Origin of the sequence: Bacillus sp. HY001 (assembly GCF_007558965.1) — a bacterium.
Classification (GTDB): Bacteria; Bacillota; Bacilli; order Bacillales; family Bacillaceae_G; genus Bacillus_A; species Bacillus_A mobilis.
Genome location: NZ_VLTE01000175.1, coordinates 1 through 11,811 on the forward strand (window position 1 = coordinate 1; position 11,811 = coordinate 11,811).

12 protein-coding genes and 1 pseudogene are annotated in these 11,811 nt (G+C 30.0%); all 13 read left to right on the forward strand.

All coding sequences use genetic code 11. The annotated features are described in order from the left end of the window. Positions 1-221 (forward strand): annotated as a pseudogene (locus FOT98_RS30090) (hypothetical protein); the annotation flags it as partial. Then, on the forward strand, positions 212-517 hold the full coding sequence (locus tag FOT98_RS30095) for a DUF2325 domain-containing protein (RefSeq protein WP_000426065.1): 306 nt from the start codon (positions 212-214) through the stop codon (positions 515-517). The pseudogene FOT98_RS30090 and the gene FOT98_RS30095, both read left to right, overlap by 10 nt. Positions 518-602: 85 nt before the next feature. Beyond that, entirely contained in the window at positions 603-887 is a 285-nt protein-coding gene (locus tag FOT98_RS30100; RefSeq protein WP_000949089.1) for a hypothetical protein, read from the forward strand. A 151-nt stretch (positions 888-1,038) separates the two neighbouring features. Then, positions 1,039-1,722 (forward strand): hypothetical protein, encoded by a 684-nt coding sequence (locus tag FOT98_RS30105; RefSeq protein ID WP_000784097.1) that lies wholly within the window; start codon positions 1,039-1,041, stop codon positions 1,720-1,722. A gap of 18 nt (positions 1,723-1,740) precedes the next feature. After that, a complete protein-coding gene (locus FOT98_RS30110; RefSeq protein ID WP_000886566.1) occupies positions 1,741-2,982 on the forward strand; it encodes a glutathionylspermidine synthase family protein in 1,242 nt (413 codons plus the stop codon). Between the two features lie 130 nt (positions 2,983-3,112). Continuing rightward, positions 3,113-3,367 (forward strand): hypothetical protein, encoded by a 255-nt coding sequence (locus tag FOT98_RS30115; RefSeq protein ID WP_001032086.1) that lies wholly within the window; start codon positions 3,113-3,115, stop codon positions 3,365-3,367. 192 nt (positions 3,368-3,559) lie between these two features. Then, entirely contained in the window at positions 3,560-3,952 is a 393-nt protein-coding gene (locus tag FOT98_RS30120; protein WP_000425107.1) for a hypothetical protein, read from the forward strand. A gap of 49 nt (positions 3,953-4,001) precedes the next feature. After that, positions 4,002-4,706, forward strand: coding sequence for a CPBP family intramembrane glutamic endopeptidase (locus FOT98_RS30125; RefSeq protein WP_002020067.1), 705 nt, complete (start codon positions 4,002-4,004; stop codon positions 4,704-4,706). Positions 4,707-4,941: 235 nt separating this feature from the next. Continuing rightward, positions 4,942-6,075 carry a tyrosine-type recombinase/integrase gene (locus FOT98_RS30130; RefSeq protein ID WP_061680256.1) on the forward strand — a complete coding sequence of 378 codons (1,134 nt, stop codon included), beginning with the start codon at positions 4,942-4,944 and terminating at the stop codon, positions 6,073-6,075. Between the two features lie 29 nt (positions 6,076-6,104). After that, positions 6,105-8,387 carry a site-specific integrase gene (locus tag FOT98_RS33170; protein WP_068987174.1) on the forward strand — a complete coding sequence of 761 codons (2,283 nt, stop codon included), beginning with the start codon at positions 6,105-6,107 and terminating at the stop codon, positions 8,385-8,387. Then, positions 8,359-10,014, forward strand: coding sequence for a site-specific integrase (locus tag FOT98_RS30140; RefSeq protein ID WP_061680255.1), 1,656 nt, complete (start codon positions 8,359-8,361; stop codon positions 10,012-10,014). Before FOT98_RS33170 ends, FOT98_RS30140 begins: the two co-directional genes overlap by 29 nt. Before the next feature lie 2 nt (positions 10,015-10,016). Then, entirely contained in the window at positions 10,017-10,523 is a 507-nt protein-coding gene (locus tag FOT98_RS30145; RefSeq protein ID WP_061680254.1) for a DUF6262 family protein, read from the forward strand. Between the two features lie 685 nt (positions 10,524-11,208). Then, positions 11,209-11,811, forward strand: a 603-nt coding sequence (locus tag FOT98_RS30150; protein WP_144291215.1) for a D-serine ammonia-lyase, incomplete at its 3' end; no start/stop codon positions are given.

An 11,811-nucleotide genomic window follows, 5' to 3' on the forward strand; every position in this document is an offset into this window, starting at 1 on the left:
ATATTGTAACAGGATTAGATGGTTATGAAGACATGAGCAATGGATTTATATTCATCTGCTTGCTTGTAAGTGGTTTTATTTTCATGCTATTGTTACCAGTCTTTGCAATTGTATTAATAGTGGGTGTGGTATTCCTGAATATTGTCATTTGTACAATTGTATTATTAGTATCACCAAGTACATATAAAAAAAATAAAGATGTGGAGAGTGAATGGAAATGAGTACAATTCTAGTTTTAGGTGGTTCAAATGGTAGAACATTAGAGAAGTTAGCGAAAAAAAGAGATTGTCAGGTGATTTTTCACGACGGAAAAAATCATGGTGGTGTAAAGAAAACATTTCGTAGTGTTATAAAAAAATGTGATGTTATTGTAGTGCAGAAAGGTGCATGTGGTCATGTGTCTATTGATGTAGCAAAAGAGTACGCAAAGAAGTATGATGTCCCGCTTTTATTTAATCAGGGTTTTGGAGGAACAGGCGCGTTAGAGATTGGGTTAAAGCATTTGCAAGTAGCATAAGTTTAAGTGGTATAGGGATTTATTTAGATTGTATAATCATATAATCCTTATATAAAATTATAAAGTTGATATTGGAGGAATCGAAATGCTATCAATACCAGAACAAAGTGTTAAATGCTTTTTGAATGCTGATTTAAATGGACAATTAGAATTAGATACGAAAGAATCACAAGTTGCTCTCTATATGTTTTCTGTCGAGGGGATTTACTATCCTGTTAATAAAGATAATATACTAGCCTACTTTTATGATGAGTTTTTTGACGAATACTTAGTAATAAAAAAGGGGTTTTATAGTGATTGTAATTGGAAACATCCTGATAAAAAATTTTGGGAAGTTCAACATGAATGGGATTTAATTAATCCTTTATAAGTTAAACAAGTATAGGACAAGATTTAATGTATTTATAACTATATATGGTTAGTGATAATGATGGCAGCAGAGAATCTTGAAAAGCAAAGGTGCTACTGTAATTGATTTTGAACTCACCATACGGATGAAAAATATAGGAGGCTCTTTAGTTATGAAAATGAGTAATAAAAAATTTATGAAAATCGCGGCAAACCTTGGAATTTCAACAGTTTTATTAACGGGATGTGTAGGAGATCTCGAAGAAGATAATTCACTAGCAATTGACCAAGACACAACTGATAAAGAGGAGACGCAAAAACAATGTACTTCTAATCAAATAAATGATAATGAGTGTTTTGAAGAGATGCCAACTACAGGACCAATTAAGCACGAAGACAAACAGGATAATCCAAGTGTAGAGCATGATAATGGTTGGAGTTCGGCTTTAGTTCCGTTTGCTGCAGGGGCAGCTGGCATGATGTTGATTAATTCATTAAATAAGAAAAATCCAGGACAAATTAATAATAATACCAACCATACATATAGACCACCAATGACACAAAGACCGTTACCAGAAGTTCCAAAAGAAAAAGAGAAGGAAAAAGGGAGAGGGACAAGTACAAGTACTACTACCACAAGTGGTGGAGGTGCAAATAAGCAAACAAATAATTCTGCTTCTACAAATAAAAATGAATCAAAAGATAAAGTTAATTTAAATAAAAGTGACTCGAATAAAAGTAACGTACCATCTCCGAAAACAAGTAATCCAACACAATCATCAAAACCATCTTCAACAAGTAAGGTTACCAGTGGATCTAGTGGCATCGGAAATGCAAAAGCACCAGCTGGATCTTAATTTATAGGAGGAGAAAAAATGTTAGACAATCAACAGCAACAAGAATATATGAAAAAATGGTTTGCTTTATCTGAGCAAGCTTGTACACGTGGTTTTACTTGGTCAAGCTTATTAGAGAATAATGAATGGTGTCAGTATATGTCTACTGGTATCAAAAGAATCAGAAAAGAGGAATATAATAATATTATAGAAGCAACTGAATTAGTAAAAATCATTTTTCAAAAGGTTTATAAATATTTACTAGAAAGTCACGAGGGTTTTTTACAATTAAAATTACCCACCGAATTATGGGAAGTGACTAGAACAAATTATGATGTTTTATTTTCATATTTCACTAGGTTTGATTTCATTGTTGCAAACGATGAAATCAAACTAATAGAAATTAATGCAGACACACCCACCGGCTATTTGGAGCCATCTGTAGCTAATCAAGTTTTATGTGATCATCATCAAGTTATAAATCCAAACTGCATAGAAGAGAAGCTAGAAACAACGTGGCATAAAATCATTTCTGATTATGAATTGAATCCTCATGATGTTATACATTTCACTAGTTATGATTGGCATGAAGAAGATTATCAAACGGTAAAATTTATTCAACAATATTGTCCGCAGCCAAGTGATTATGTGGGGATACAAAGTATTATCGTTGCAGACGATGGGTTATATACACCAGATGGCGTTAAAATAGAATATTTGTATCGATTATATCCACTAGAGTACTTATTAGAAGATAAGGACTATAGCGGAAAATCAATTGGCCTTATGTTTTTAGACCATATTGCACAGGGGAGAGTGAAAATTATTAATCCTCCTTCAGCATTCTTAATTCAAAATAAAGGTGTACTAGCTCTTATATGGCAACTTCACGAGCAAAATAAATGGTTTACAGAAAAAGAACATAAAATTATCGAAAAGTACTTTTTACCAACTTATTTCTCAAAGGACAAATTTGAAGAAAATGATATAGATTATGTGAAAAAAGCGACATTTGGAAGGGAAGGCGGTGGGGTTTCCATCATCAATGAAGGGAAAGAAGTAGCTGCAGATAAAACGCCTTACTACGAGCAACAACATAAAATTTATCAAAAGTATATTGAAATGCCGGACTGCACTATAGATACGTGGGATGGAGATTATACAGGTAAATTATTAATAGGGTCACATTTAATTGGTGGAGAACCAGCGGGATTATTTTTAAGAGTAGGTGAAAGGATTACCGGTAATTTATCAATGTTTATTGGAATTTCCACAGAATAAATTCAATTTAATACAATTTGAGTTTTGTGTAGAAAGGGAGGTGAAGAAAAGTGATCATATTCCTCTGTACGAGGATTTAAAAGAAGTTTAAAAAAGCATTATTTGAGAAGAAAAAATGGAGGGATGAATTATGAATAAATTTCAAACTATGAAAGACTTGAAAGAAGAATTTGGGAGCAATGTTTTATCTTCGTTTCTTATTTTAATTGGTGCAATTATCAGTATTATTTTTGGTAATGTAACTAAGGATTTGTTTGATACTAATGTCTCTGTGTGGCTATATATTATAGCATGTTATGTAGTTCCTTTTATTTTCATGGTATTAGAATTTTGGTTAGTTGCAAGAACGAAACGAATTGTTAAGGAAATGAACAATTTACAATAAAAAAACATTTAAAGATGGTAGGGAGAATGACAATGACTAAAGGTTTTACAGTAGAAGAAACGTTAATGGCTATTAGTAATTTAACGATTTTTCTATATATAGCAGTAGTTATATATTGTTTCTCTCGGTTATCGCACCTTAAACAATAATAAAATGGTTTCGTATTATTAGGAAGTGAAAGGATTTGATGTTATGGAAATGGAAAAGTTCAATGCAAAAGCATTCTTTATATTTATTGGCATAATCTTAATACTCAGTATCGGTGCTAGATTTGCTCAGGAATTTAGGGCGGAACAAGATAAGAATCATGAGATAAGGATGGAACAAACTAGGAGTAACGTGAAAGTTGCAGAGGAAATGGTTGCGAAAAAATTAAATACAGATAATAAATATTCTCGAATGACTGCTGTACCAGGAGATCTGCTGAATCGAAATTACTGGATAACTAAAGAGTTAGTATCAGAAATAAAAAAAGATGGGGAAGAATACCGAATCTACTTTGAAACAAAAAGAGTCAGCAATAGTGAAGGGGATTTTGTTATGTATAAACCTACAGGTATAAATAAAATTCTTAAAGAAGAGTAGATAATACTATTTCGATTTAAAATTCGAATAATATAAAATTTGCAGGTAAATGAAAGGTGAATATAGTAAAATGAATCATAGTAATTTACATAAATCAGGTTATGTTATACTCATCTACTTTGTAATGACTCAACTTGTTGGGATTATAGGAGTACAATTGCTAGCTAAGACAGGTTGGTATGATATTAAGGGAAATCAACAGCAAGCAATTCAGCAACTACTTGTTCATTGGGAACTAATAGGGTTTTCACTCATATTAATATTCATTTATCTTATATATAAGAAAGAAACGATGAATGATTCAAAGTTATCGATTAAATTATCAAGAGTATTATTCGGTTGGATTTTAATAGGAATAGTTGCAGTATTCTTTGCACAGACAATTGGTAGTATTTTGGATACGAGTATATTTCACTTAACTACACAATCAGTAAATACATCAAGTAATATTGAATCTGTAGCAATTTCTCCTCTTGCTCTTTTATCAATTGTAATTCTTGCTCCACTAGTTGAGGAGCTTGTATTTCGTTACGCGGCCATAAATATATTAAGCCGTAAATTCAATAAAATTGTGTGTATATTAGTTAGTGCATTGTTTTTCTCTATCATGCATTTTGATTTTCCTTTTGTATTTGGATATTTTCTAATTGGACTTGTACTTGCGGCAATATATGTACGTACTAATAGGTTACTAGTATCATTTGTCGTTCATGCTACTATGAACTTAATAATTGTTATACTTCAGATTTTTTAATAGAAAATTTGTAGGTAAGGAGAGAGTAACTTGGCTAAAAAAAAGGCAATATTTTTAGACCGTGATGGGGTCATTAATCTTCTGTTACATTAAAGTTAACCATAGGGAATGGTTAACTTTTTTGCATTATCTTAATAAAATAAGTGGATTAGAATAGTTTACTTTTAAGGTATTTGTAAACTATAAATGATATTTTAGAATATAGGTGGTTATTGAGAGGGGGTGTGGACGAATTATGAATGGGCTAAGGGTAAAGAAAGCCTCAAATGGAAAAAGTTTAAGGTATTTAATTGTGGAGGATGGAATACCTATTCCAGATGTTTGTTTATGGCTTGATTTAATGTCAATGAATAGTTACTTAACTGGAGAAAGATATGCTTATTCCATGTTGAGATACTTACGATACTTAAAAGAAATTGGGATTCACTATAAAGAAGTAACAAAAAAAGGAGTTATTGAGGAATATGTTAAGAATCTACTTGGAATGAGAGGAGTAGTAGTTTCAATCGAAAGTCCGATAACTTTTTCTGCATTGAAATTAAATATAGGTGTTTTAAAAAGTTTTTATTATTGGTTAGAAGATAATGAAAAAATTGAAAGGAATCCAATTGTGTATGGTAGGAAGAAAATTAATAATAGAGAAGTTGTAGAGACAAAATTTTTATATGGGCAAATTTGGGAAATGGATACCGAAAAAACAATTTTAAACAAAATTAAACATAAGGAAAATAGAAATCATCTTAAATGGTACACTCAACAAGAAGTCAAAGCAATAATAAATCAACTTCCAACATTAAGGGATCAATTGGTTTTTCGTATTAGTATAGAAACTGGAATGAGAATAGGCGAAATATTAGGATTAAAATTAGAACATTTCGATCCCTTTGATAATTGGTTGAAAGTTATTAAAGAAACAAATATTGAGAATCAAGCTAGAGCAAAAACTGTGGAAAGAGAAATTCCGATTCATGAGAATTTAGTTGATAATATACAAATTTATAAAGAAAATGACAGACGAGAGGCAGATGTTGAATACAGTAATTATTTGTTTTTAAATTATAAAGGAAGGTATAAAGGCAGACCATTGAAAACAAGGAACTTTTTAAACATATTAAAAGATGCGGCTGAAAAAGCAGGTCTTGATCGAAAAGAAATTAGAACACACAGTGGTAGAAGTACAAGAGCTCAGGAATTAGTTGAAATAATGAGAGATAAACCAGAAGTAGGAGTAACAGAGACATTAATTAAGGAAGAAATGGGATGGACAAGCATTAATACTCTAAAAGTCTATGAAAAAGGGTATTCAAAGAAACAACGAAAGAAAATTATGGAGAAGATTAGGGAAATAGGTGCTAAATTTGATGTTTAGAAAAGTTTAAAATTAAGGGACTGACTAAAATGGCAAATGTGAAGTTTTTGAAAAAATCCAAGCATCTTTTTTATGTATATTTAATTAATGATATCGAAGTTGAACTAAAATGGTCGTTCGAGAAGTATAGTTCCAAATGGAACAATTGTGGAATGGAAAATTTAAAGAAATTCGTTAATGAAATTGAAGGAATTATGAAAAGGTCAAAATTGGATGATTTCAGTGAATTGATTTTAAATTATCCTAGGGAAGATAGTAAGAATTTAGTTTTCATTATAGCAGCTGAAGTATTCCGAAAAGAATTTATAACAATGGTTAGTATTGCTTGTGAAAGAATATATGTAAAAGGTGGATGTTTGCGTATTGGAGAAGTTGTCGGAGAAATAATTAATCCAAATAAAATAGTCAAAGATACAATAATTAATCAATTCATAATGTTTAATAAAGAACTACGAGGAATTAAAATTTGTTATGAAATTTTACAGGAATATTATCAACAAAAGTTAACGGAGATTAGAACGGCGTTAATTCAAATAAATAGAGAAAGAGTTATTGAAATTTTGAATGCGTTTCCGAAGGGGGAGGTTTTCTCCAGTATATTTTTGAAGTTTAAAGAAGAATTTGAGAATTACTTGTTTGTTTGTGGTACAAAGTTAATAGAGCAAGAATTTAATATAACTAAGAAACAGTTAGGGGAATATTCATTAGGGCTAAAATTGATAAGCTCTCACCGATATGAAGATATACCAGAATTCCAGGTTTTTGTAAGTAGAATAGTAGATAATATTAAAAAAAAGTTTTATAAAAATATGGGTAGTTATAGTTATAAAATAACAGAAGATGAGTATATCTTAATGAAAAAGAAATTAGATTATCTGGAGATTGTTCGATTGAAATGGAATGGTTTTTCTGGAAAATTAAAAGATGAAATTAAGAAATACTTTTATTCTCAAATCACGTTTGAGCAGAATTTTCAGAGTATACAAAATAAATATACTTATGTAAAAATGTTCGGTAAAACAGTAGATAGCATGTCAATAGGAAAAGGCTTTTCGTTTTTAGATATAAACCAATATAAAGTTGAACAAATATTACTTTCACTTCAACAGCTGAAGAATGCAAAAGGGGGAAATTATAAAGTAAAAGTTATTCAATCATGTATTTCAGAATGTAGACTAATATTTGATTGGTTGAAGGAAAGATACGAAAAAGAGTATTTAGTAAATCCTTTTCGATTAATTACTATGCACAATTCTGAAAGTTTTATTACAAGTGCTAGTTATATTCCAGAAGAAGTGATTTTGAAATTAGAAGAAAAATTAGAAGAATTACCGGACTATGTACAATTAGTTTGGTTAATCATGATGAACACTGGGATGAGAATAGGAGAGGTTCTTACCCTTACTAAAGATTGTTTAATATACGATGAACACAGCAATGTTACGTGTTTGAAATTTGTTCCACAAAAGACATTGAAATTTCGTAGAAAAAAAGGTTTGGAAGATTATCATACCATCCCTATTATTAGTTTGAATTTGGTGGATAGTATAAAGGAACAAATTGAAAACACAAAAAATTTAAGAGAGCATAATGGAATTAAAAATATTTTTATTAAAGAGAGTGACATAGGTATCAGATTTTATGAGAGTGGAAACATTTCATATTTCATTAATAATTTAATAAAAAAATATGAAGTTAAAGATAGTAGAGGAGAATTATGGCATTATACTCATCATCAGTGTAGAAAAACCGTAGCTGTAAATCTATTCACAGAAGGAGCAAATTTGGATGAAGTAGGGGATATACTAGATCATTTGCATACTAGTACAACAGCTAAACATTATCATGATGTACAATTAAAAAAAATTGCTGAACTTGATATGGAATACTTTGAGTTAATGTTTAATAATCTCGATCAAGATATTAAAGAAGCATACTCTAATGCAGAATTTATAAGTCTTAAACGTGAAATAACGCTAGGTTCCAGAGAAACTCCTCAGGGACACGGTATTTGTGCTAAACATGTATCTTTTGGACCTTGTAAAAAAAGCAAATGTACAGGTTGTAAAATGCTAATAACAGGTCCACAAAAATTGCCGATGTGGAAAAAGTTAAAAGATGAGCAACAAAGATATTTAGAAGAAATAATGAGAAGATTCCAGGAGGAGGGGATGGAGGATTGGCATGAATATAGAGAATATCAGGCAGAACTTCATCTGCTAGAATACTATAAAAAAACTATTAAACAATTAGAAAAATTTATGTATGAAAGGTTAGAATTAAATGGAGCAAAATATAATAGTATCAAGTAAGAGCGCTATTTTTAATGAAAAGTTAAAAACAGAGTTGAAAAGTAAAATTAATCAATTAGGTGATTTTAAATTTGAAGACGATGTGTGGTATTTTAATAAAAAACACAAAGATGCTCAACATAAGAGAACTTACGTGGTAAGGTTTTTATCTATAGATGATGGATATAAAAAAGCATTAAAATATTATACTTTAATCAAAAATAATTCAGTTCTATCTATCCAAAGAAAAGTATATATGTTCGGAATATTCCTTGTTTTCTTGAAGGCAAATTATCAAGGCAAAACTCTAAAAGAAGTAGACAGAAGTATCATCAATAAATTCGAGTATGAACTTAGACTGAATCATGAGTATTCTACTAACAGAAAATCGTATATATATAGTGCGGTTCAGGACATATTTGAAGTTATGAGGGGATTTCCTGTTTTTCCAGATATAGTTCCAACAAAAGAGATTAATCCTTTTAAGCAGGTAGGAAATAAAAATAAACGCGTTATACCAAATGAGGTAATTAAAAAATTAGATTTTTTGATGAAAGATTTCAGTGTAAATGTTCCCTTAGAGTTTCGAACTCTGTACTGGCTTATGCGTTCTTTTCCAAATAGAATTACAGAAATTTTGAGCATGAAGAGGTCTTGTTTAAACACTTTCTTTAGTGAATATACCATTACAATCCCTTCTTTTAAACAAAATGGTGGTTATTTACAGGCCGAGCTTAAAATCATACCTGTGATTTATCAGGGGCATGGAAAGTTTGTAATAGATTTAATAAAAAAGCTTCAAAGACAAACTGAAAATTTATTGGAGAATTTCGAATTAGGAGATAGATATAAGAAAAACAGTGACTATTTATTCGTTGTAAAACATTGGAATTTTCGTGATGATAATAATAAAATTTCGTATGTTTATAATAAGCAACATAAAAATCTTAGAATATGGGATGTAGAAAAGATAAATAAATTAATTAAAGAATTAGTATTGATTTCTGGTATCAAAGATACTAAAGGGAATATTTACTGCCCTACTACACATCAATTCAGACATAACGCTATTACAGATAGATTGTATCAAGTTGGTTATACAGTTGAACAAATTATTAAGCTTACAAAACACAAAAATACAAATATGCTCGCTAATTATATTGAGCAAATTAAAGAAAAACATAAAGAGGTACATCTTAATATTGGTAATTTGAAAAATGCACGAGATAGTGCTGTGTCTTTTAGAGGGCGTATTATGAATTTAGATGAAAATACTATTAAATATCTATCAAAGGATATTAACAAATATTTGACATGGGAAGTTAATGGGAAAAAAGGTGTTGGAATATGCGGGGATATCATAGGATGTAATCCAAAAGGTACTTCCATTCATTTTGAATGTTATGCGTGTGATTGGTTTATACCTAAAGCCGACTATCTTGAAGATTACAAAAAAGAGCATCGATATTGGCTAGATGTTATCGAGAGGACGGCCAATGATGAAAGAAGAGCTGCACATTTAGAAAATGCAATTCGAAATGTAAGTTACCTGGAAAGGATTATTGAAGTATGTCAATCAGGAATAGTGGAGTATGAAGGGAGTATTAAGAACAAAATGAAAGATGAAAATGTGCATAGATGGGAGTAAAGATGAAGAGTCTGGGTCTAGCTAAATATCAAGATGAAAAGAAACAAGATTCTATTCAGAGGGTTCAATGGGCTATTCAAACACTGCGTGATCTTGAGGGGAACCACACAAAAATGAAAGCTGAAAAGCTTGCTGAAATGACTGGCTTGAGTAGGACTGCATTGTACAAGCCACATTTAAGAAAGCTTTGGGATGTTAAATGGGTAAAAATTCAAAAAGAAAAATCTGATTCTAGAGAAAATTTCGCTTTTAATAAACAGATTGAAGAATTACAACAAACTATTTGCCAATTAAAAAAGGATCTGTTATCTCAAGAGGTTAAAATTAGTAAGGTCAAGAAGCAATTAGACAATGAAAAAATGAGAAGTAAAGTCTTTAAAATTGAATATGAGGAGCAAAAGAAAGAAAATGAAAAATTGTTATATAAACATTTAGTCTTGTTAAGAGGTTTACATTCAAGGGGAATTGAAATTACGGATTTTGAAGAAGAAAATATTAGTGTAAATTAATACGCGATTTAAATAAGTGAGTGTATTATCATGTATAAAAGTAATATAGTATTGATGTAAAAAAGATATAGACATATTAAATTAATACTTTTATAAATAGATAGAATTATTGTCCCTTCCAATTGTATTAAGAACCTAACCAATAAGATGAAACATCAACTCTTTTTAAAGGAGAGTTGATGTTTTACTTTTTAGTATTTTCAAATATTTAAATTATATATATAATTTGTTAATCATTATTTGTATGAAACATTCCCACTTTTAGGGAGGTTTATTTTTTTGATTAGATCTCAAAATTAATTCTTGTGTATTGGTTATCCCTTTCTCGATTTAACTAAACATTGAATGAGGGATATTAGCTAACTCTGCTAAACCTTTACTAGTTAATCTAGATTCCTTTATCGGTAACTGAATATTTAGAAATGTATAAATACTTCGTGCGAGTAACCTCTTTTAGGTGAATGGAATTTAATTTAATTTAATTTAATTTACCTTTGTTTAATTAAGTGCTAATATGAACTTGATTATAATAAACTTTGATTAATTTATAAACATTTATTTAAGCGAAAGAATGGTAAATAATATGATGATATTTTTATATGCATCTTTTTGGTTTTTATTTAAGAGTTTATTATAAAATTCATCACTTAATTTAAGTTGATAATAGTTAACAGGGGGTTTAAAAATGAGTGAGATTTCAATACAAATAAAAGAGGATTTAAAAAAGAAGTATCCTTTAATTCAAAAGTTAATTGCGACAGAGGAAATGTTTTGGAGTAATCCAAATAAGACAGATTTTAAATCTGCTATTCAAAATAGTGCTTTAACTAAAGAAGATGTTATTGATGCAGAAGATAGGTTAAAAAGATTTGCTCCATATATTGCAAAAGTTTTCCCGGAAACTCAAGAGATGAATGGGATTATTGAATCTCCATTAGTGAAAATTAATGCTATGCAGCAGTATCTGCAAGTAGAATATAACGAGGAAATACCAGGACAATTATTACTAAAATGTGATAGCCATCTTCCAATTTCAGGGTCTATTAAAGCAAGAGGAGGTGTATATGAGGTATTAAAATACGCTGAAAATTTAGCATTTGAACATCAATTGTTACACGAAGAAGATAATTATTCTATACTAGATAGTGAAAAGTTCAAGGATTTCTTTTCAAACTATTCTATTACTGTGGGTTCCACTGGAAATTTAGGTTTAAGTATTGGTATTATGAGTGCGAAGTTAGGCTTTAATGTGACTGTTCATATGTCAGCAGATGCGAAAAAGTGGAAA

Bases quoted from the DNA above. Each gene is read 5' to 3' on its own strand.
- FOT98_RS30125 (WP_002020067.1), top strand. From the start codon at position 4,002: ATGAAAGGTGAATATAGTAAAATGAATCATAGTAATTTACATAAATCA.
- FOT98_RS30145 (WP_061680254.1), top strand. From the start codon at position 10,017: ATGAAGAGTCTGGGTCTAGCTAAATATCAAGATGAAAAGAAACAAGAT.
- FOT98_RS30115 (WP_001032086.1), top strand. From the start codon at position 3,113: ATGAATAAATTTCAAACTATGAAAGACTTGAAAGAAGAATTTGGGAGC.
- FOT98_RS30120 (WP_000425107.1), top strand. From the start codon at position 3,560: ATGGAAATGGAAAAGTTCAATGCAAAAGCATTCTTTATATTTATTGGC.
- FOT98_RS30130 (WP_061680256.1), top strand. From the start codon at position 4,942: ATGAATGGGCTAAGGGTAAAGAAAGCCTCAAATGGAAAAAGTTTAAGG.
- FOT98_RS30110 (WP_000886566.1), top strand. From the start codon at position 1,741: ATGTTAGACAATCAACAGCAACAAGAATATATGAAAAAATGGTTTGCT.
- FOT98_RS30100 (WP_000949089.1), top strand. From the start codon at position 603: ATGCTATCAATACCAGAACAAAGTGTTAAATGCTTTTTGAATGCTGAT.
- FOT98_RS33170 (WP_068987174.1), top strand. From the start codon at position 6,105: ATGGCAAATGTGAAGTTTTTGAAAAAATCCAAGCATCTTTTTTATGTA.
- FOT98_RS30140 (WP_061680255.1), top strand. From the start codon at position 8,359: ATGGAGCAAAATATAATAGTATCAAGTAAGAGCGCTATTTTTAATGAA.
- FOT98_RS30105 (WP_000784097.1), top strand. From the start codon at position 1,039: ATGAAAATGAGTAATAAAAAATTTATGAAAATCGCGGCAAACCTTGGA.
- FOT98_RS30095 (WP_000426065.1), top strand. From the start codon at position 212: ATGGAAATGAGTACAATTCTAGTTTTAGGTGGTTCAAATGGTAGAACA.